A 20,229-nucleotide genomic window follows, 5' to 3' on the forward strand; every position below is an offset into this window, starting at 1 on the left:
GGAGCGGACTGCGCCCTCCACGCTCAGACGCCACCGGAGCGGACCCCGCCCCCACCCTGACCGCTCAGGCGTGCGGGCCCACCGTCACCGTCCCCACCGTCAGCTCCGCCGTCCCCTCAAGCACCGCGGCCACCCGCTCGGCCTGCGACTCCAGCTCCCGCGTACGTGCCGCGTCCAGTGGCCGCAGCGGTTCGACCGTGACCGCGATCCGCTTGCCCGAGCGCCGTTGGTGCCATACGCCGGCCACCGTCCCGTCGACGAGCAGCACCGGGAAGTTGCCGGCCTGCCCGCGCGCGAGCGCCCGTTCGTACGCGGCTCCCGGGAAGAGCCGTTCGCGCGGCTGCGAGGCGATGGTGAAGGCGTCGAAGTACGGCAGCAGCCGCACGCCCCGCGCCGGTTCCGCCGGGAAGTCGTTGTCCCCGGCGACGACCCAGGCCGCCGCGTCCTCGAAGGAGACCTCCTCGATCCGCCCGTCCCCGGCCAGCGCGGCGAACAGCGTGCCCGCCCACCCGGCCGGAGCGGCCAGCCACTTCGCGAAGTGCCGCGGGGTCGCCGGGCCGTACGCGTACAGGTAGCGCTCGACGAGGGCGCCGAGCGCCTCCGTCCCCTCCGCGGGCCGCACGCCCGGGCTGGTGTAGGTGATCTTCCGGCCGCGGTTCGGCCCGAAGCACAGGACCCCGCGGTGCGCCGCCGTGTGGGTCATCTGCCGCCAGCGCGGCCACTTGTCCTGGAAGGCGTCCATCACCCGCTCGCCCGCCCAGGGGCCGGTTCGCGCCACGATCGCGTCCGTCAGTTCGTCCACGGTCAGCTCCGCGCCCGCGAGCGCGTCCCCGATCGCCGCCACGACCTCGTCCGTCTGCGCGGCCGTCATCCGTACGTCCGGCGGCATCTGGTTCGGCCCCGACGGGATCTCGGAGAGCGCCCCCGTCCACAGCGGCAGATCGGCGGCGGGCAGCAGATGCACGGTGCCGCGCGGGCCGTACGTCTTGATGAGCGAGCGGTCCTGCCACAGCGCGGCCCGTACGTCGGCCCGGGTCGCCCCGGTCGTGCGCAGGGCCACGGACAGCTCGGCCGCCGACAGGACCTGGGCGTGCGCGCCGAGCATCGCGGCCGTCACCGCCGCCGGCGGGGCGTCGGCCGGCTCGTCCAGAAACTGACGGTGGATCCTCCGGGCATCCGCCTCGGCCCAGCTGACGTGTGGTGGGGTGGTGGTCATGCCTCCGACCGTAGGCGCGGAATAGGTCAGAAGCTGTCCGCCTTGACCGAACAGTCGGGACGATTCGAGGAGTTGGCGATGGCCAAGGGCAAGACGGGATACGACTGCGGACTCGACGCGGCCGTCGATGTCGTCGGCGGCAAGTGGAAGCCGCTGATCCTGTGGGCGCTGCACGCGCACGGCACCTGCCGCTTCGGGGAGCTCAGGCGGCAGGTGTCCGGCGTCAGCGAGAAGATGCTGATCCAGCAACTGCGCGAGCTGGAGGTGGACGGCATCGTCCACCGCGAGGTCTACCGGGAGGTCCCGCCCCGGGTGGAGTACTCCCTGACGGAGCTGGGCGAGGCGCTCAACACGGCGCTCATGCCGCTGGGGGAGTGGGGCGACCGCTTCATGGCGGAGATCCTCGCCCGCAAGGCGGAACAGGCCGCCTGACCACCGAGCCCCCGCGCTTTCCGTCCGGCCCCCGGCCCCGCGCTTTCCGTCCGGCCCCCGGCCCCGCGCGTCAACCGGGCTCCCGCCCCCGGGGGTCCCCCTTGGGAGTACGGAAACCGCCGCCACGCCCGGGCGTAAACCCGCCACCGCCCCGCACGACCCGTGCCGCGACTGGGCTGGTGCGACTCACCGGCCATCCGTCGGCGCCGGGTGGCACACACCACGACTTACGAAGGGTTATGGTGGAAACCCCCCCTCGGGCCGGTCCGTATCCCCCCCACGGACCGGCCCGTTTTTTCTTCCCCGGCCGGTCTCAGTTCCTCCCCCGGTCCCGCGCCCGGGCTTCGGCCTCAGCCCCGCCCGGCCCAGATGTTCGTGCCCTCGGTGTCCACCGCGAACGAGTCGATCTCCTTCAGCTCCTCCTCCGTCAGCGGCGGACCGGACAGAGCGGCCACGTTCTCCTCCAGCTGCCCGACGCTGGAAGCGCCGATCAGCGCGGAGGTCATCCGCTCGTCGCGCAGCACCCACGACAGCGCCAGCTGCGCCAGGGACTGGCCCCGGCGCTCGGCGATCTCCGCCAGCCCGCGCAGCCGCCGCAGCACCTCGTCGGAGAGCAGGTTCGGGTCGAGGGACTTGCCCTGCGTGGCCCGCGAACCCTCCGGGACGCCCGTCAGATACTTGTTGGTGAGCAGCCCCTGGGCGAGCGGCACGAAGGAGATGCAGCCCATGCCGGCCGCCTCCAGCGTGTCGAGCAGGCCGTCCTCCTCCGTCCAGCGGTTGATCATGGAGTACGACGGCTGGTGGATGAGGGCGGGGACGCCCATCTCCTTGAGGATCCCGGCGGCCTCGGCGGTCTGCTCGCTGGTGTACGAGGAGACGCCGACGTACAGCGCCTTGCCCTGCTGGACGGCGGAGGCCAGGGCCCCCATCGTCTCCTCCAGCGGGGTGTGCGGATCGAAGCGGTGGGAGTAGAAGATGTCGACGTAGTCGAGGCCCATCCGCTTCAGCGAGGCGTCCAGCGACGACATCAGATACTTGCGGGAGCCCCACTCGCCGTACGGCCCCGGGTGCATCAGATAGCCGGCCTTCGTCGAGACGATCAGCTCGTCCCGGTAGGGCGCGAAGTCCTGGGCGAAGATCTTGCCGAAGTTCAGCTCGGCGGAGCCGGGCGGCGGCCCGTAGTTGTTCGCCAGGTCGAAATGGGTCACGCCCAGGTCGAAGGCGCGGCGCAGGATCGCCCGCTGCGAGCCGAGCGTCCGGTCGTCGCCGAAGTTGTGCCAGAGGCCCAGCGAGATGGCGGGAAGCCGGAGCCCGCTGCGCCCGGTGCGGCGGTACTCCATGTGGTCGTAACGGTCCGCTGAGGCGCGGTACAGGGGAGAATCAGTCACGTATCTCTGCTTATCACGGTCTTGTGACAGTCCCGGGCTGGGAGCCATTGACCCGTGCGCAGTAATGTGGCGGCTTCGGGGAACCGCCGCGGCATGGAGGGGTTAAGAACAGTGAACCTGCGCGACCTGGTGTACGGGCTCTACGCACGCCGGGTGGAAGGCCGCCTCGACCACGCCCAGGTGCCGAAGCACATCGGTGTCATCCTCGACGGCAACCGGCGCTGGGCCAAGGCGTCCGGCGGGACTCCCGAGCAGGGCCACAAGGCCGGTGCGGACAAGATCCAGGAGCTGCTCGGCTGGTGCGCCGAGACCGACGTCGAGGTCGTCACGCTCTGGATGCTCTCCACGGACAACCTGAACCGGCCCGAGGAGCAGCTCGTGCCGCTGCTCGGCATCATCGAGAACGCGGTGCGCGCCCTCGCCGCCGACGGCCGCTGGCGCGTCCACCACGTGGGCACGCTGGACCTGCTGCCCGCCCGCACCCAGTCCGTACTGAAGGAAGCCGAGCAGACCACCCACGACAACACGGGGATACTCGTGAACGTGGCCGTGGGCTACGGCGGTCGCCAGGAGATCGCGGACGCGGTCCGCTCGCTGCTCCTGGAACACGCGGAGAAGGGGACGAGCTTCGAGGAGCTCGCCGAGATCGTCGACGTCGAACACATCTCCGAGCACCTCTACACGCGCGGACAGCCCGACCCCGACCTGGTCATCCGTACCAGCGGCGAGCAGCGCCTGTCCGGTTTCATGCTGTGGCAGAGCGCCCATTCCGAGTACTACTTCTGTGAAGTCCACTGGCCCGCCTTCCGCAAGGTCGACTTCCTGCGCGCGCTGCGCGACTACGCGGCCCGCCACCGCCGCTACGGCACCTGACACCCGCGCCTCACCCGCGCCGCACCCGCGCCGCACCCGCGCCGCACCCGCGCTCGGGCGCGCCGGAGCGCGGGTCACCCAGCGTTCATGAACACGTCGTCATATGCCATGGCATGGCGGCGCCTCTCGCAGGGCATATCCCTTCCAGAGTGAGCGGCACGGAGACCGCCACCCGGGAGGCCCGTTGCACCAGGACGACCGTGCAGGACATGCACGGACGAAGCGGAGGGCCGGTGCTCGGCCCGCCTTTCGTGGCCAGAGCCCGGTCCCATCCCGCAGCGACACCGATTCCGTCGCACCCCGCCCTCGCAGGGGTCTTCAGAGGGGGTCTGTCCTTCCGTGGTGACCAGCACTAAGCGCCGCTTGTCCGACAGGCGCACCTACGTACTCGACACCAGCGTCCTGCTGGCCGACCCCAACGCAGTGTCCCGCTTCGACGAGCACGAGGTCGTGCTCCCGATCGTCGTGGTCACCGAGTTGGAGGCCAAGCGGCACCACCCCGAGCTCGGCTACTTCGCCCGGGCGGCCCTGCGCCTCCTGGACGACTTCCGGGTCCGGTACGGACGCCTCGACGCCCCGCTCCCGATCGGGGACCTGGGCGGCACGCTGCGGGTCGAACTCAACCATTCCGACCCCGGCGTGCTTCCGGCCGGCTACCGGTTGGGGGACAACGACTCACGGATCCTCGCGGTCGCGCGCAACCTCCAGGCCGAGGGGTACGACGTCACGGTCGTCTCCAAGGACCTGCCGCTGCGCATCAAGGCGTCCTCGGTCGGTCTCCTCGCGGAGGAGTACCGCGCCGAGCTCGCCATCACGGACTCCGGCTGGACCGGAATGTCCGAGATCGCGCTCGGCGCCGACCAGGTGGACATCCTCTACGACCAGGAGACCCTGTACGTCCCGGAGGCCGCCGAGCTTCCGGTCCACACGGGCCTGGTGCTGCAGTCCGAGCGGGGCAAGGCGCTCGGCCGGATCACGGCGGAGGGCAACATCCGCCTGGTGCGCGGGGACCGGGAGGTCTTCGGCATCCGCGGCCGCAGCGCCGAGCAGCGGATCGCGCTCGATCTGCTCCTCGACCCCGACGTCGGCATCATCTCCATGGGCGGCCGGGCCGGCACCGGCAAGTCCGCGCTGGCGCTCTGCGCCGGCCTGGAGGCGGTCCTGGAGCGCCGGCAGCACCAGAAGGTGATGGTGTTCCGTCCGCTGTACGCCGTCGGCGGCCAGGAGCTCGGCTATCTGCCGGGCAGCGAGTCCGAGAAGATGAGCCCCTGGGCCCAGGCGGTCTTCGACACGCTCTCCGCCGTGGCGGGCCGGGAGGTCATCGAGGAGGTGCTCGGCCGCGGCATGCTGGAGGTCCTGCCGCTGACGCACATCCGGGGCCGCTCCCTGCACGACGCCTTCGTGATCGTCGACGAGGCCCAGTCCCTGGAGCGGAACGTCCTCCTGACCGTTCTGTCCCGGATCGGGGCGAACTCCCGTGTGGTGCTGACCCATGACGTCGCCCAGCGCGACAACCTCAGGGTCGGCCGGTACGACGGCGTGGTCGCCGTCGTCGAGAAGCTGAAGGGGCATCCGCTCTTCGCGCACGTCACGCTCACCCGCTCCGAGCGCTCGCAGATCGCCGCGCTCGTGACCGAAATGCTGGAGGACGTTCACATCTGACCCGCTTGACGCGGTCCCGTACACGTACGGCAGTTGGCGCCGCCCGGCAAAGCGCAGGAGCTTAGCCGGGCGGCGCCGCGCTGTCCTCCGTATCGACCAAAACCGCTGCGCAGGACGGGGTGTGAGCTTTCACACGCAACTCAGAATTGCCTTGCGGCGTCGCCGTCCGGCAGAGTCTTGCTTCCGTCAGGCCCCGCATACGGCACACGTGCACCTTCAGGGGTGCGGCACCACACAACTCAACAACCGTTCGCCGTATGCCGCCCACAGCACCACGGGCCCGTGTCTTCTGTGACCCATCTCGTCGAAGACCAGCGCCAGGGGCACGATTTCGCCCATTTGGTCACCTGCGTGGGCGATGCTGGAAGGAAACCGTGTGAGCCGGATCTCGGTCCGGGGATTCGCGGTGGCTTCGGCCACTGCGGTCACCACTGTCGGCGCCGTCGTCGGCGTCGCTTCGGGCGGCACCCAGCCCGCGGACGACAACTTCGAGGCGACCGCCGCCGACACCACGCTGCTCGCGGACATCCCCATGGGCGAGCAGGCCCAGGTACAGGTCTCCTCGCTCTCGGCCCAGGCCGACGCCCAGGCCGCCGCGGCCGACTCGGCCGCGAAGAAGTCCGCGGAGGAGGCGGCCCGTCTCCAGGCCGCCCAGGACGCCGAGGCCAAGAAGAAGGCCGCCGACAAGGCGGAGCGCGAGCGCAAGGAAGCCGAGGAGCGCGCCAACCGCTCCGCGGTGCGCGACGCGTCGAGCTTCTCGGCCCAGGGCTCCTACTCGATCGCGGAGGTCAAGGCGATCGCCCGTCAGATGATCCCGGCCTCGCAGTTCCAGTGCTTCAGCAACATCGTGGACCACGAGTCCGGCTGGAACTACCGCGCGACCAACCCCTCCTCGGGCGCGTACGGTCTCGTCCAGGCCCTCCCGGGTTCGAAGATGTCGTCGGCCGGCGCCGACTGGCAGACCAACCCCGCCACCCAGATCAAGTGGGGCCTGAACTACATGAACAACCGCTACGACAGCCCCTGCGGCGCGTGGTCGTTCTGGCAGGCCAACCGCTGGTACTAGTCCGGCGAGCTCAACCTCTCGGAGCCCCTCACCGTCCTACGGTGAGGGGCTCCGTGCGTGTAGGTTCGGGACCCGGTCGGCTCCTTTGGGGGGAGTGAGCGGGGGAAGAAGGAAGAGCATGTCGAAACTGCCTGGATGGCTGAGCCGGCTGGGCGACCGCCTGGCCCGGATGAGCGAGCGCCTGGACGAGCGCCGCGCCCGCGCGGAGGCGGACGAGGAACTCGGCCCGCCCTACGACGACATCGGCGACCGCCCCTACGACCCGTCGGACGAGCCAGGACCGGGCACGGGCGGTCCGTCCGACCGGCCGGGCGCCGACGCGGGCGACGGTCAGGGCACCGAAGGCGGCACGGCCAAGGCCGGGGCCGGGGCCGGGTCCGGCCGGTGGCCGGGGCGGCGCGCGCCCGTCGCCCCCACCGCGTCCGTACCCGCGCCCCCCGCCTACGCGCCCGCCGTCGCCGCCCGGCCCGACCCCGTCGACGCCATCCCGTGGGGCATGCGCGTCGCGGCCGAGGCCGGCTGGCGGCTGCTCGTCCTCGCCGGCACGCTCTGGGTGCTCATGAAGGTGATCAGCTCCGTCCAGCTGGTCGTGCTCGCCTTCGTCGCCGCGCTCCTCATCACCGCGCTCCTCCAGCCCACCGTGGCCCGGCTGCGCAGGATGGGGCTTCCCCGCGGGGTCGCCACCGCCGTCACCGCCGTCTCCGGCTTCGTGGTGATGGGCCTGGTGGGCTGGTTCGTGGTCTGGCAGGTCATGGACAACCTCGACAACCTGTCCGACCGGGTCAGGGACGGCATCGAGGAGCTCAAGCGCTGGCTGCTCGACTCCCCGTTCCACGTGACCGAGTCGCAGATCAACGACATCGCGCAGAACCTCAGCGACACCATCGGCGCCAACACCGAGCAGATCACCTCCGCCGGACTCCAGGGCGTGACGGTGGTCGTCGAGGCGATGGCCGGCATACTGCTCGCGATGTTCTCGACGCTCTTCCTGCTCTACGACGGCAAGAAGGTATGGAACTGGACGCTGAAGCTGGTGCCCGCCCAGGCACGGCCCGGTGTCGCGGGCGCGGGGCCGCGCGCCTGGCGGACGCTGACCGCCTATGTACGCGGAACGGTCCTCGTCGCCCTCATCGACGCCGTCTTCATCGGCCTCGGTCTCTACTTCCTCGACGTCCCGATGGCCGTGCCGCTCGCCGTCTTCATCTTCCTCTTCGCCTTCATCCCGCTGGTCGGCGCGGTCATCTCCGGCGCCCTCGCGGTCGTGGTCGCCCTGGTCACCAACGGGGTGTTCACGGCCCTGATGGTGCTCGTCGTGGTCCTGGCCGTGCAGCAGATCGAAGGCCATGTGCTCCAGCCCTTCATCCTGGGCCGGGCCGTGCGGGTCCATCCGCTGGCGGTCGTCCTCGCGGTGGCGGCCGGCGGTCTGACGGCGGGCATCGGCGGCGCGGTGGTGGCGGTGCCGCTGGTCGCGGTCACCAACACGGCGGTCGGCTACCTCCGCGCGTACAGCACCGAACGGGCCCTGCTCAGCACCCCGGAACCGCGCGGCGCGACGGCCCACGCGGTGGCACCGACCCCGGCGCCGGGATCGACGGACAGGAACGACGACGCGTGATCACCGAACCCGAACTCGTGGGCGGTACGGCCTTCCCGGCCGCCGAGTCCCCTCGTATCGAACCGGCGCCCGAGCCGCCCCGCCCGTCCCGTCCGCGGCCGCCCTGGCTGTGGGCGCTGGGCGGCGCGGTGGTGGCGTCGGCGGTGTGGGCCGGGGGACTCCTCGCGTACGAGAGGCCCCAGGACGGCGGCCCCGACCTGGGCGGATACCGCACGGTCGAGAACCTCTGCGACAAGGCCGAGCTGAAGGCGCTCCAGGTGGAGCTGGGGAAGAAGACGCCGGACACCGACGTGCCGACGCCGACCCGGACGCACCCGGCGCTGGACAGAGCGCGCTGCACGGTCGTGCTGGGCTCCGATGAAACCGGCTTCACCGCCGAAGTCGGCTACGACCTGCACAAGGTGACCGATCCCGGGCCGGAGTTCGAGCCGAGGCTCGGCGAGATGATGGCGGACACCGAGCCGGTCGAGGGGCTCGGGGAGCGGGCGTACGTCCACCGCGACAAGGACGACTCCGGTGCCTGGATCAGCGTGCTGGACGGCCAGGCCCAGCTGGACATCTGGCTCACACCGGAAATGGACTGGGACGTGGACACGAACCAGGCGGTCCCGGCCGAGCGGAAGACCGATCTGTCGGGCATCGAGGCCGTGCTGATCCAGGACATGAAGGCGCTGATGGCCGCGCTCAAAGCATGACGCTCAAGGCGTGACGGCTCACGGCATGACGAAGGGCCCCGGGGTGACGACCCCGGGGCCCTTCCTCGCGTCGCGGCGGCCCTACTCGGCCAGCACCGCTTCCGCGTCCAGCGTCACGCCGACCGCCTGGATCACCGAGGCGATCTTGACCGCCTCCTGGATCGTCTCGCGGTCGACACCGGCCTTGCGGAGCACCTGCTCGTGCGAGTCCAGGCACTGACCGCAGCCGTTGATCGCCGAGACGGCCAGCGACCACAGCTCGAAGTCGACCTTCTCGACGCCCGGGTTGCCGATGACGTTCATCCGCAGACCGGCGCGCAGCGTCCCGTACTCGGGGTCCGACAGCAGGTGCCGGGTCCGGTAGAAGACGTTGTTCATCGCCATGATCGCGGCGGCGGACTTGGCGGCCTGGTACGCCTCGGGCTTCAGGTTGGCCTTGGCCTCCGGCTCCAGCTCCTTGAGGACCTTCGGCGAGCGCGAGGCGATCGCGCAGGCCAGGACGGTGCCCCAGAGCTGCTGCTGCGGCAGCTCGCTGTTGCCGATCACCGAACCGAGGTTCAGCTTCAGGTCCTTGGCGAAGTCCGGTATGGCGGACTTGAGTTCGTCGAGAGCCATCTCAGTTCACCCGTTCCTTACTCGCCCGAGAGGAGCGCGACCGGGTCGAGGGTGTTCTCGCCCTTGGTCCAGTTGCACGGGCACAGCTCGTCGGTCTGCAGGGCGTCCAGCACCCGCAGGACCTCCTTGGGGTTACGGCCGACGGAGCCGGCGGTCACCATGGTGAACTGGATCTCGTTGTTCTGGTCCACGATGAAGACGGCACGCTGTGCGAAGCCGTCCTCGCCCTCGACGCCGCAGTCGCGCATGAGCTCGTGCTTCGAGTCGGCGAGCATCGGGAAGGGCAGGTCACGCAGGTCGTCGTGGTCCTTGCGCCAGGCGTGGTGCACGAACTCCGAGTCGCCGGAGACGCCGAGGATCTGGGCGTCACGGTCGGCGAACTCGTCGTTCAGCTTGCCGAACGCGGCGATCTCGGTGGGGCAGACGAAGGTGAAGTCCTTCGGCCAGAAGAACACCACACGCCACTTGCCCTCGTAGGTCTTGTGGTCGATCTGAGCGAACTCCTTGCCGCTCTCCAGCGACACGCAGGCGGTCAGGTCGTAGGTGGGGAACTGGTCACCGACAGTGAGCACGCGCTCTCCTTGCAGAGGGGTTGAAGGTCCCTTTTGGGGTCCTCCATGGGGGTTGGACGGCGACCAGCATGGCACGCGGTGCATTGATCAGTGAAATAGCTAGACTGGGTCGTGTTGATTGAAGGTGGTTATCAGTGGGATCCCCGTACAACCCGTACCGAGGCAAGCAGCCCAGTCTTTCCCAGCTCAGAGCGTTCGCGGCGGTCGCGGAGCATCTGCACTTCCGGGACGCCGCGGCGGCGATCGGGATGAGCCAGCCCGCACTTTCGGGCGCGGTTTCGGCTCTCGAAGAGGCACTCGGTGTCCAGCTCCTCGAGCGTACGACGCGGAAGGTACTGCTCTCACCCGCGGGGGAGCGGCTCGCGGTGCGCGCCAAGGCGGTGCTGGACGCGGTGTCGGAGCTGATGGAGGAGGCGGAGGCGGCGCAGGCTCCCTTCACCGGGGTCCTGCGGCTCGGCGTGATCCCGACGGTCGCGCCGTATCTGCTGCCCACGGTCCTGCGCCTGGTCCACGAGCGTTATCCGGAGCTGGACCTCCAGGTGCATGAGGAGCAGACCTCCTCGCTCCTGGAGGGGCTCGCCGCCGGGCGGCTGGATCTGCTGCTGCTCGCTGTGCCTCTCGGCGTTCCGGGCGTCATCGAACTGCCGCTCTTCGACGAGGACTTCGTGCTCGTGACCCCGCAGGGGCATCCGCTGGCCGGCCGCGAGGACATTCCGCGCGAGGCGTTGAAGGAACTCAATCTGCTGCTGCTCGACGAGGGGCACTGCCTGCGCGACCAGGCCCTCGACATCTGCCGGGAGGCCGGCCGTACGGAAGGGGCGCCCGTCACCACCACCGCGGCGGGCCTGTCCACCCTGGTCCAGCTGGTGGCGGGCGGTCTCGGCGTGACCCTGCTCCCGCGCACCGCCGTCAAGGTCGAGACCGCCCGCAACACGGCCCTGTTCACCGGCCGCTTCACCGATCCGGCGCCCTCGCGGCGGGTCGCTCTCGCCATGCGCACCGGAGCGGCCCGGCACGAGGAGTTCGAGGAGCTGGCGCGGTCCCTGCGCGGCGCGATGAAGCGGCTTCCGGTACGGGTGGTGGGCGCCGGCGCCTGAAGCGGCACCGGCACCCAGCCCCCGGGTTCATCCCGTCCGGGTCATTCGGTCCTGAGCCCGTCCGCCCGCATCACGCGCCACAGCGCGGGCATGCTCAGCAGCGTCACCGCCAGGATCAGCGCGACGCCGACCCCCGTCACCGGCAGGAAGACCGTCCACTCCTCGACCTGTTTGTCGATCATCTTCAGCAGGACCAGGCCGAGCCCGAGCCCGCCGGCCACCGCGAGGGCCAGACCCAGCGCGATCGGGACCGCCGTCTGCCACAGCACCGACCAGGACAGCGTCGTCCTCGGCGTCCCGAAGGCGACCAGCGAGGACAGCAGCCGCTTCCGCTCCCGCACCTGCTCCAGGGTCGTGACCAGGAGCGACGCGGCCACCAGGATCATCGTCGCGGTCGCGCCGACCAGGATCCCGGTCCGTACGCTGCTGAACTGCGCGTCGCGCTCGAAGTTCTGCAGGGTGCCGACCCAGATCAGCGGATCGATCGAGGCGGCCGTGTTCCGTACGTACTCGGGCGCGTCCGGCACCGCCGGGTCGATCCGCACCATCGCCGACGCGTTCGGCATGTCCAGCCCCGACACGTCGACGGCGGACGGGGTGGCGAAGACACCGAAGCGGAACTGGCCCATCGGATCGCGGCGGGAGTCGACCGTGCGGGCCGTGTCCGGGATCCGCCAGGTCGGCACCGCGCCGCCGTCCGACGGGATGTCCCGCAGGGCGACCACCGCTCCGGGGCGGGCCGTCTCGGCGAGGTACGCGTCGTCCGGGCCCTCCCGGCCGTGCGTCCGCGCGATGAACACGTCGCCGTCCGTGCAGGAGGGCAGCGCCGCCAGCTCCCTGAGCGAGGCGCAGTCCGCGACGGTGAGCGAGGTGATCGGGGTGAACCCCTCGCCCTTCTTGAGCGGGCCCGGCCGCCAGACGTGCGAGGTGATCGTGCCGATCACTCCGGTCACGCCCTCGGTCCGCGAGAACTTCGCGATCATCTCGCGGGCCTCGTCGCCGTCCACCGCGTCCGTGTGCGCTTCCATCTGGGCCCGCGCGGTGTCCATGTTCGTGGGCCGCATGAAGTCGTTCTGCATCGCCTGGAAAAGCATCTGGAGCGCGATCGCCCCGGCCGCGGCGACCACGATCCCACTGACCGCCCGTGCCGTCGTGCCACTGCTCAGCTGGAGCCTTCTGGTGGCCAGCTGCCAGGCGACCGGGCCGCCCCGCAGCCGCTTGACCACGGTCTCCACCAGCCACGGCAGCAGCGTGGTGAGCCCGATGAGGGCGAGGGCCGCGCCCGCCGTGACCATGACGGTGTCCGCCGAGGTCTCCCGGAAGCCGACCGCGCCGGCCATCGGGACGAGCAGGGCGACACCGGCCGCGATCAGGAGCAGGCGCCACCACAGCCGGCGGGCGCGCGGGGTGGAGGTCCGTACGACACCGAGCGGTTCGATCGCGACCCCGCGCAGGGCGAAGACCGTCACCACGATCGCCGACACCGGGACCACCACGAGGACGACCGCGGCGAGCGCGGGCAGCGGCACCACGTCGGTGGGGAAGGCGTTGACGTCCCACACCTGGACCGTCCCGGCGAGCTGCCGGGCCAGCGCGAAGAGCACGGCGCCGAGGCCCAGCCCGAGCAGCGCCCCGGCGAGCGACTCCCCGGCCGCGATGCGCCGGGTCATCGCGCTGTCCGCGCCGACCAGGCGCAGCGCCGCCAGCCGCCGGTCGCGCTGCTCGCCGCCGAAGCGGACGGCGGTGGCGATGAAGACGAGCACGGGCAGCAGCAGGACGACGCAGGCGATGACGACGAGCAGGAGCAGGAACGCGTTCAGCGGCTCGCTCGGCACCGACCAGCCGTACTCCTTGCCGCGCCCGTCGTAGTCGACGGTGGTGAGGGTGTCGCTGCCCGCGACGTAACGCAGCTCGGCCGGTCCGATGAGGCCCGCGTCCCCGATCGTGCCGATGGTCCGGTACGGCAGGCGTTCGCGGAGCAGGGCGCCGCCCGGGGAGGCGAGCAGCTCGGCGAGCGCGGGGGAGACCAGCATCTCGCCCGCTCCGGGCAGCTCCGCCACACCCGGCGGGGCGGGGGCGTGCGGTCCCTCGGGCCGCAGGACGAGCCCGGTGATCGTCTCACCGCGGTAGAGCGTGGAGGGCTTGGCGTAGAGAAAGGAGTCCGCCGTGGGGCGGGGCACCTCCTGGCTCGCGTTGACGTCCCGCTGCGACTCGCGCACCTCGCGCGAGAACAGCAGGTTCGGTATCGAGGAGGCGACGAGCAGCAGCGCGACGCCCAGGCCGATGCCGACGCTGGTCAGGGCCGTCCGGGTCCAGCCGGAGCGGCCCCCGGTGACCGCGAACCGCGCGCCGAGCAGCAGGTCGCGCGCCCAGGTACGGAGCCTCATGCCGCCCACTCCGCGTCCCGCACGGAGCCGTCGCGGACGACGACCTCGCGGTCGGAGTAGGCGGCGACCCGGGGTTCGTGGGTGACGAGGACGACCGCGGCGCCGGTGTCCCTGGCCGCGTCGGTGAGCAGCTGCATCACCCGTTCGCCGTTGAGCGAGTCCAGGGCGCCGGTCGGCTCGTCGGCGAAGAGCACGCGGGGGGAGCCGACCAGCGCGCGGGCGACCGCGACCCGCTGGCCCTGGCCGCCGGAGATCTCGCCGGGCCGCTTGGCGGCGATGTCGTCGACCTCAAGGCGGGTCAGCCACTCCACCGCCTTGGCCTCGGCGTGCTTGCGCCGCTCGCCGTGCAGGCGCAGCGGCAGGGCGACGTTCTCGGCACAGCTGAGTTCGGGGACCAGCTGGCCGAACTGGAAGACGAAGCCGAAGTCGGTGCGGCGCAGAGCGCTGCGCGCGGTGTCCGACAGGCCGGTGAGCTCGCGCCCGTCGTAGGTGATGGTGCCGGCGTCGGGCCGGACGATCCCGGCGAGACAGTGCAGCAGCGTGGACTTCCCGGAACCCGACGGGCCCATCACGGCCACGACCTCGCCGGCCCGGACCGCGAAGTCCGCCCCGGAGAGCGCGGGGGTCGGCCCGTACGTCTTGTCGACGCCGGTCGCGTGGAGGAGGGGAGGGGGCGTCATCGGCGGATCTCCTCGGCGAGCCGGTCGAGTCGGGCGGCGGTCAGTTCCAGCCAGCGAAGATCGGCTTCGAGGTGGAACAGGGCGTGATCGCAGATCAACTGGTCGGCGAGGTCGCCGCCCTTCTTGCGCCGGGTGAGCTCGCGCATGAGCCGCAGATGCTCCGAGCGCTGCACATCGAGCAGCTCCGCCGCGCCGCGTCCGGTGAGCAGGGCGAGGACGACCTTGGTGTAGAGCGTGGACTGGAGGTACGGCTCCGGCTTCTCCGGCTGCGACAGCCAGCGCTCGACGTCGGTGATGCCCGCTTCGGTGATCGCGTACCGCTTCCGCTCGGGCCCGCCGCCGGCTTCGACGCCGTCCACCACGACCAGGCCGTTCTTCAGCAACCGCGACATGGTCGAGTAGACCTGCCCGTAGTGCAGGGGCCGGTCGTGGCCGAATCTCTCGTCGAAGGCGCGCTTGAGGTCGTAGCCGTGGCGCGGTCCGGACTCCAGGAGCCCGAGAAGGGTGTGACCGATTGACATGACGGCCACTGTACACCCGGTGTATACGCACGCTGTATAGCCAGGTTGTGACCGGTGTCGCACAACCATCCGGGCCCCAGAAGCGTCGATTGCAGGGGAGACGGGTGCTGATTCTCACGTCCGGAAAAGACCGGATCGATTGCCCTTTGTCTGCATCAGCGGTGTTAGCTTGCTGAGCTGACTCGGTGCGGACACCTGCCCGGGACGACGATGAGCGGAGCGACGAGGGACATGGGCCGAGCGGAAAAAGGCCGAGTGAAAAAGGGCGGACGGATACGCCGCCTCTTCACCTGGAAGAAACTCCTGGGCACGTTCTTCGTCGGCTGCCTGCTCGTCATGGGCGCCTTCTACGCGATCTACCTGCTGGTCCCGGTGCCGTCCGCCAACGCCCAGGCCACCATGCAGAGCAACGTCTACAAGTACTCCAACGGAAAGATCATCGCCAGGACCGGCGAGATCAACCGGGAGATCGTCGGCCTGGAGCGGATCCCGACCAAGGTCCAGTACGCCTTCGTCGCCGCGGAGAACAAGACCTTCTACAAGGACAACGGCGTCGACATCCGCGGCACCGCCCGCGCCGCGCTCAACACCGTCACCGGCAAGGGCAAGCAGGGTGGCTCGACCATCACCCAGCAGTACGTCAAGAACTACTACCTGGACCAGGACCAGACGGTCACCCGCAAGCTCAAGGAGATGGTGATCGCCCTCAAGGTCGACCAGCGCATGGCGAAGAGCGAGATCCTCGCCGGCTACATGAACACCAGCTACTACGGACGCAGCGCCTACGGCATCCAGGCCGCCGCCCAGTCCTACTACGGTGTCGACGCCTCCAAGCTGACCGTCGCCCAGGGCGCCTACCTCGCCTCGCTGCTCCAGGCCCCCAACCAGTACGACTGGACCTCCGCCACCCCCACCGGCCGCAAGCTGGTCGAGGAGCGCTGGAACTACACCCTCGACAACATGGTCGAGGAAGGCTGGCTCGAGCAGACCGAGCGGCACGGCCTGAAGTTCCCCGTCCCGCAGAAGCCCAAGCCCGCCCCCGGCATGGAAGGCCAGCGCGGATACCTCGTCGAGGCCGCCAACCAGGAGCTGATGCGCCAGGGCATCAGCGAGGAGGACATCAAGGCCGGCGGCTGGACGATCACCCTCAACATCGACGAGAAGAAGCAGAAGGCGCTGATCGAGGCGGTCGACGAGCAACTGGAGGCGAAGCTCGACCGCAAGGGCGACGAGAAGGACGCCACCGTCCAGGCCGGCGCCACCTCCGTCGACCCGAAGACCGGCAAGGTCGTCGCCCTCTACGGCGGCCTCGGCGCCACCGAGCACTGGATGTCCAACGCCACCCGCCGCGACTACCAGCCCGCCTCGACCTTCAAGCCGATCGTGCTCGCCTCCGCCCTCGAGAACGGCGCCGAGACCCAGGACGGCCGGAAGATAGGCCTCGGCACCATCTACGACGGCACCAGCAAGCGGCCGGTCGTGGGCAGCGACGTGCCGTTCAACCCGGAGAACGAGGACGACCGGAGCTACGGCCCCGTCACCGTCCAGAAGGCCACCAACAGCTCGATCAACTCGGTGTACGCCCAGATGATCGTCGACGTCGGCCCGGCCCACGTCAAGAAGACCGCCCTCGACCTCGGCATGAAGGACGGCGAGGACTTCGGCGAGACCCCCTCCATGTCGCTCGGGGTCATGGGCGCCTCCACCTGGGACATGGCCGCCGTCTACGCCACGCTCGACAACCACGGTGTGAAGGTCACCCCGACCATCGTGAAGTCCGCCGAGCACAAGGACCGCAGGGCGGAGCCGGTGAAGTCGATCGGCGAGCGGGTCATCAGCCGCGAGGCCGCCGACACCACCACCAAGGCGATGCAGGGCGTCGTCCGCAGCGGCTCCGGCTTCCGGGCCGCGGGCAACTACCAGGCCGCCGGCAAGACCGGTACCTCCGAGAACAACCGCTCCGCCTGGTTCGTCGGCTACACCCCCGAACTGGTCACCGCCGTCGGCCTGTTCGGCGAGGAGGTCAAGGGCGGCCAGACCACCCTGACCGACACGATCAACCCCGGCCGCGCCAACGGCGGCCGCACCCCGGCCCAGATCTGGGGCGCCTACACCACCAGCGCGCTGGGCGGCGGCTCCGACGCCCGCTTCGACCTGGAGACCGACAACTCCGCGGTCGTCGAGCCGGACCCGACGCCGTCGCGGACCACCGAGTCCCCCGAGCCGACCCCGCCGGCCACCAGCACCGCGTCCCCGGACCCGACGCCGCCGCCGACGTCGACCGCGACCACGCCGCCGCAGCCGACCCGGACGACCACGACACCGCCGCTGCCGACGCCCACGCGGACGGAGCCGACCTTCGAACCGCCGGTCGTGGGCGAGGACGATCAGCGCCCGCGCCAGTGACAGGGCTCCTGCGTCGACACGGCTCCCGCGCTGAGCGCTGAGAAGGACGACGGCCGGGCCCGCCAAGGGCCCGGCCGTCGCCGTATGCGTACTCCCGCTGCTCCCGCCGCTCAGCTACGCGTGGCCAGCTCGAACCAGACCACCTTGCCGCCCGAGAGCCGGGTCGCCCCCCACCGGCGGGCCAGCCGGTTCACCAGGAACAGCCCGCGACCGCCCTCGTCGGTGTCCCGCGCCCGCCGCTGCCGGGGCAGCTGCGGAGAGTCGTCGCCGACCTCGCAGCGCAGGACGTCCGTCCGTAGCAGCCGCAGCGTCACCGGCCGCTCCGCGTACCGCACGGCATTCGTCACGACCTCGCTGATCAGCAGCTCCACCGAGTCCGACAGCTCCTCCAGGTCCCAGCGGGCGAGCGCCCGCCGCGCGAGCCGCCGGGCCCGGCCCGGGGCCGCGTCCTCCGGCTCCAGGAACCAGTACGCCACGTCACTGGGCGCGATCCCGTCGAAACGGGCCGCGAGCAGCGCGATGTCGTCGTCCCGGTCGCCCGGCCCGAGCATGTCGAGGACGTCGTCGCAGAGCGCCTCCAGCGGCGGCGAATGGTCGGGGCCGGTCAGCTGGGCCGTCGCCGCGAGGCGCTCCCGCAACTGCTCTATCCCGGTCCACACGTCCCGCAGCCGGGACTCGACCAGACCGTCCGTGTACAGGAGCAGCGTCGCGCCGGCCGGGGCGTCCAGCTCCACGGCCTCGAAGTCCACCCCGCCCACCCCGATCGGAGCGCCCGGCGGAACCCGGAGCACCTCCGCCCGGCCGCCGAGGTGGAGCAGTATCGGCGGCGGATGACCGGCGTTGGCGATGGTGATCCGGTGCGAGACCGGGTCGTACACCGCGTACATGCACGTCGCCATCCGGTCCTGCCCCAGCCGCTGCGCCTGCTCGTCCAGATGGTGCAGCACCTCCTGCGGCGGCAGGTCGAGCCCCGCGAGGGTCTGCGCCGTGGTCCGCAGCTGGCCCATGATCGCGGCGGACGTCATGGAGTGCCCCATGACGTCACCGACGACCAACGCCACCCGGCTGCCCGGCAGCGGGATCGCGTCGTACCAGTCGCCGCCCACCCGGGCCGTCTCGGCGGCCGGAAGATAGCGCGAGGCGAGCCTCACCCCGGTCGGCTGCGGCAGCGAGTCCGGCAGCATCGTGCGCTGCAGCTCGTCGGCGATGTACGCCTCACGGCCGTACAGCACCGCCTTGTCGATGCCGAGCGCCGTGTGCGTCGCCAGCTGCGCCGCGACCAGCAGGTCGTTCGGCTCGAAACCCGGCCGCTCGGGGCGGCGCAGGAAGACGGCGGCGCCGATGACCCGCCGCCGGCCGCGCAGCGGGGCGAGGATCGCCCGGTGACCGCCGGGCAGCGCGTGATCGGCTCCCAGCAGCTCGGGCAGCGCGGCCCGGGCCGCCTCGGAGTCGCCGAAGACCGGCCGCACCCCGCGCAGCACCTCGGCGAGGGCGCCGCCGGAGCGGACCTCGCACAGTTCGGCCGCGGGCGTGGGGTCGGGATCGGGCACGAGGACGAGCTCCTCGCCCTCCAGGTCCGTTAAGCGCAACCGGTCGGTGCGGCGCAGCCGCAGCACGAACGGCGCGACCGGCCGCTCGTCACCCACTGGGAGCGGGTCGCGCAGATAGACCAGGATCGCGTCGGAGAACGTCGGTACGGTCGCCCGGCACAGGCCCAGCACGATCTCGTCCAGGTCTATCCCGCGCGCGATCCGCCGGGTCGCCGCGCCCACGAACCGCAGCCGGTCGCCCTCCCGCCGCGTGGCGGCGACGTCCTGCGCCACCCCGCCGCCGCCGGTGGGCGCGGGCACCGCGACGGCCGCGGCCGCCGCCTCCTGGCGGGGGCGGGTGCGTTCCTGCGGCCGGGCAGCCAGCGGCTGGCGGCCTTCGTGGGAGGTGGGATGCTCCGTCACGCGTGGGATTCCGTCCGTCCGGGCCGGTGGGGCGATGCACTCGCTCTTCTCGCCGATGCCGCGCCTTCACCGGCGATAAACCCCTGGCGGGCGGCGGATGTGAATACCCCGCGAGCGGTGTCTACGGCAGGGGTCGGAACACCCGGGCACACGTCCGGCACGGCTCTCCCCCTCTTGGATGACTTACGGTCAGGTCCTGCGCGGTGCTCAGTGGTTGACGCGACGCTCGGTTGATCACGGTCTTGCGGAGGACGATCCTACGTTTGCACCCCGGGGGCGCATCAAGGGTCTCACGGTGCCGTGTGCGCCGGAGTGCGATCCCAGTCGGACGGAAGCTCGGGAACGCTCCAGCGCGGATCCGGCCGCCAGTCCTCCCAGCCGTCCGAGAACGGCGCCCCCCACGCCCGGATCACCTCGACGGCGTCCCGGCCCGCGCCCCGTACCCGCGCGGCCTGTGCCGCGTCCATCAGACCGGCCCGTTGGGCCTGCGCGAACTCGTCCTCGTCCCGCCACAGCCAGCTGCGGTCCGGGTAGACGGAGATGTCGAGGAAGTGGTCCTCGGAGTCGATGCCGCCGGCCCAACGGGTCCGGGGCTCCTCCAGGTTCACGTACCAGCTGCGGAAGCGCCAGCCGCGGTCCCAGAACAGCCAGACCGACCAGGGGTCCCCGGGCCTGGCCAGCTTCAGCACCCCCGTGCCGAACCAGCGCGCGCGCACGGTGGTGCGCGGGGCGGTGTAGCGGGTGGCGAGCGGCTCCTCGTGGACGGGAGTGCCGTCGGTGAGCACCGGCTTGACGCACTCGGTGCCGGGCGCCATCCAGACGGCGAGCAGCTCGGCGGTGTCCTGGACGACGGTCACCGGCCGGCAGATGTGCACAGCGCCGGAGCCGTTGCCGCGGTAGCGCCAGAGGATGTGCTCCCCAGGCGCCCAGTGCTGGGGGCCGCCCGATCCTGTCATGCGCAGATCTTAGGGGCGTGCCCCCGCCACCGCTGCGGCACAGGTCACGGAGGGGTCGGAGATGAGTCAGATACGGACGCGCCGGTTTCACGCGCC

The 20,229-nt window shown here is 71.1% G+C and carries 17 protein-coding genes; 8 read left to right on the top strand and 9 right to left on the bottom strand.

The annotated features are described in order from the left end of the window. Window positions 1-64: 64 nt before the first annotated feature. Window positions 65-1,216, bottom strand: coding sequence for a winged helix DNA-binding domain-containing protein (locus ACIRB4_RS03800; protein ID WP_403288224.1), 1,152 nt, complete (start codon window positions 1,214-1,216; stop codon window positions 65-67). Between the two features lie 78 nt (window positions 1,217-1,294). Here ACIRB4_RS03800 and ACIRB4_RS03805 point away from each other — a divergent pair, with 78 nt between their 5' ends. Continuing rightward, window positions 1,295-1,648: a winged helix-turn-helix transcriptional regulator gene (locus tag ACIRB4_RS03805; RefSeq protein WP_403288669.1), complete on the top strand. Its 354-nt coding sequence runs from the start codon at window positions 1,295-1,297 to the stop codon at window positions 1,646-1,648. A gap of 350 nt (window positions 1,649-1,998) precedes the next feature. On the opposite strand, the gene mgrA is transcribed toward ACIRB4_RS03805, so the two are convergent. After that, complete coding sequence (mgrA, locus tag ACIRB4_RS03810; protein WP_403288226.1) at window positions 1,999-3,084, bottom strand: L-glyceraldehyde 3-phosphate reductase; 1,086 nt, start codon at window positions 3,082-3,084, stop codon at window positions 1,999-2,001. Window positions 3,085-3,147: 63 nt separating this feature from the next. On the opposite strand from mgrA, the gene ACIRB4_RS03815 reads away from it, so the two are divergent. From ACIRB4_RS03815 to ACIRB4_RS03835, 5 genes are all read left to right on the top strand, one after another. After that, entirely contained in the window at window positions 3,148-3,909 is a 762-nt protein-coding gene (locus ACIRB4_RS03815) for an isoprenyl transferase (RefSeq protein WP_403288227.1), read from the top strand. 339 nt (window positions 3,910-4,248) lie between these two features. After that, entirely contained in the window at window positions 4,249-5,571 is a 1,323-nt protein-coding gene (locus ACIRB4_RS03820) for a PhoH family protein (protein ID WP_403288229.1), read from the top strand. A gap of 376 nt (window positions 5,572-5,947) precedes the next feature. After that, complete coding sequence (locus ACIRB4_RS03825; protein WP_403288230.1) at window positions 5,948-6,637, top strand: transglycosylase SLT domain-containing protein; 690 nt, start codon at window positions 5,948-5,950, stop codon at window positions 6,635-6,637. 118 nt (window positions 6,638-6,755) lie between these two features. Then, window positions 6,756-8,252, top strand: coding sequence for an AI-2E family transporter (locus ACIRB4_RS03830; protein ID WP_403288231.1), 1,497 nt, complete (start codon window positions 6,756-6,758; stop codon window positions 8,250-8,252). Further along, the gene (locus ACIRB4_RS03835) at window positions 8,249-8,947 is read left to right on the top strand and encodes a hypothetical protein (protein WP_403288232.1); all 699 of its coding nucleotides are present in this window, start codon (window positions 8,249-8,251) and stop codon (window positions 8,945-8,947) included. Before ACIRB4_RS03830 ends, ACIRB4_RS03835 begins: the two co-directional genes overlap by 4 nt. Before the next feature lie 81 nt (window positions 8,948-9,028). On the opposite strand, the gene ACIRB4_RS03840 is transcribed toward ACIRB4_RS03835, so the two are convergent. Together ACIRB4_RS03840 and ACIRB4_RS03845 are read right to left on the bottom strand one after the other, a co-directional pair. After that, window positions 9,029-9,562, bottom strand: coding sequence for an alkyl hydroperoxide reductase (locus ACIRB4_RS03840; RefSeq protein WP_356885578.1), 534 nt, complete (start codon window positions 9,560-9,562; stop codon window positions 9,029-9,031). 17 nt (window positions 9,563-9,579) lie between these two features. Beyond that, window positions 9,580-10,134 carry a peroxiredoxin gene (locus ACIRB4_RS03845; protein WP_403288233.1) on the bottom strand — a complete coding sequence of 185 codons (555 nt, stop codon included), beginning with the start codon at window positions 10,132-10,134 and terminating at the stop codon, window positions 9,580-9,582. A 134-nt stretch (window positions 10,135-10,268) separates the two neighbouring features. Between ACIRB4_RS03845 and ACIRB4_RS03850 the strand changes: the two genes are divergently transcribed. Beyond that, entirely contained in the window at window positions 10,269-11,231 is a 963-nt protein-coding gene (locus tag ACIRB4_RS03850; protein WP_403288235.1) for a LysR substrate-binding domain-containing protein, read from the top strand. Window positions 11,232-11,272: 41 nt separating this feature from the next. Here the strand turns inward: ACIRB4_RS03850 and ACIRB4_RS03855 are convergent, their stop codons facing one another. The 3 genes from ACIRB4_RS03855 to ACIRB4_RS03865 are packed head-to-tail and all read right to left on the bottom strand — an operon-like array spanning window position 11,273 to window position 14,819. Further along, on the bottom strand, window positions 11,273-13,618 hold the full coding sequence (locus tag ACIRB4_RS03855) for an FtsX-like permease family protein (protein ID WP_403288236.1): 2,346 nt from the start codon (window positions 13,616-13,618) through the stop codon (window positions 11,273-11,275). Beyond that, window positions 13,615-14,298 carry an ABC transporter ATP-binding protein gene (locus tag ACIRB4_RS03860; protein ID WP_403288237.1) on the bottom strand — a complete coding sequence of 228 codons (684 nt, stop codon included), beginning with the start codon at window positions 14,296-14,298 and terminating at the stop codon, window positions 13,615-13,617. Before ACIRB4_RS03860 ends, ACIRB4_RS03855 begins: the two co-directional genes overlap by 4 nt. Continuing rightward, window positions 14,295-14,819, bottom strand: coding sequence for a PadR family transcriptional regulator (locus ACIRB4_RS03865; RefSeq protein ID WP_403288238.1), 525 nt, complete (start codon window positions 14,817-14,819; stop codon window positions 14,295-14,297). Before ACIRB4_RS03865 ends, ACIRB4_RS03860 begins: the two co-directional genes overlap by 4 nt. Before the next feature lie 231 nt (window positions 14,820-15,050). Between ACIRB4_RS03865 and ACIRB4_RS03870 the strand changes: the two genes are divergently transcribed. Then, the gene (locus tag ACIRB4_RS03870; RefSeq protein ID WP_403288239.1) at window positions 15,051-17,225 is read left to right on the top strand and encodes a transglycosylase domain-containing protein; all 2,175 of its coding nucleotides are present in this window, start codon (window positions 15,051-15,053) and stop codon (window positions 17,223-17,225) included. 110 nt (window positions 17,226-17,335) lie between these two features. Here ACIRB4_RS03870 and ACIRB4_RS03875 read toward each other — a convergent pair whose 3' ends face one another. Continuing rightward, complete coding sequence (locus ACIRB4_RS03875) at window positions 17,336-19,177, bottom strand: SpoIIE family protein phosphatase (RefSeq protein WP_403288241.1); 1,842 nt, start codon at window positions 19,175-19,177, stop codon at window positions 17,336-17,338. A gap of 290 nt (window positions 19,178-19,467) precedes the next feature. Continuing rightward, window positions 19,468-20,133, bottom strand: a complete 666-nt coding sequence (locus ACIRB4_RS03880) for a DUF402 domain-containing protein (protein WP_403288242.1) — start codon at window positions 20,131-20,133, stop codon at window positions 19,468-19,470. Window positions 20,134-20,229 lie beyond the last annotated feature (96 nt).

This window comes from Streptomyces sp. NPDC093600 (assembly GCF_044764755.1).
Lineage (GTDB): Bacteria > Actinomycetota > Actinomycetes > Streptomycetales > Streptomycetaceae > Streptomyces.

Coding starts and splice junctions, on each gene's coding strand:
- ACIRB4_RS03800 (WP_403288224.1), bottom strand. CDS start 1,216: ATGACCACCACCCCACCACACGTCAGCTGGGCCGAGGCGGATGCCCGG.
- ACIRB4_RS03805 (WP_403288669.1), top strand. CDS start 1,295: ATGGCCAAGGGCAAGACGGGATACGACTGCGGACTCGACGCGGCCGTC.
- mgrA (WP_403288226.1), bottom strand. CDS start 3,084: ATGGCTCCCAGCCCGGGACTGTCACAAGACCGTGATAAGCAGAGATAC.
- ACIRB4_RS03830 (WP_403288231.1), top strand. CDS start 6,756: ATGTCGAAACTGCCTGGATGGCTGAGCCGGCTGGGCGACCGCCTGGCC.
- ACIRB4_RS03840 (WP_356885578.1), bottom strand. CDS start 9,562: ATGGCTCTCGACGAACTCAAGTCCGCCATACCGGACTTCGCCAAGGAC.
- ACIRB4_RS03855 (WP_403288236.1), bottom strand. CDS start 13,618: ATGAGGCTCCGTACCTGGGCGCGCGACCTGCTGCTCGGCGCGCGGTTC.
- ACIRB4_RS03860 (WP_403288237.1), bottom strand. CDS start 14,298: ATGACGCCCCCTCCCCTCCTCCACGCGACCGGCGTCGACAAGACGTAC.
- ACIRB4_RS03865 (WP_403288238.1), bottom strand. CDS start 14,819: ATGTCAATCGGTCACACCCTTCTCGGGCTCCTGGAGTCCGGACCGCGC.
- ACIRB4_RS03870 (WP_403288239.1), top strand. CDS start 15,051: ATGGGCCGAGCGGAAAAAGGCCGAGTGAAAAAGGGCGGACGGATACGC.
- ACIRB4_RS03880 (WP_403288242.1), bottom strand. CDS start 20,133: ATGACAGGATCGGGCGGCCCCCAGCACTGGGCGCCTGGGGAGCACATC.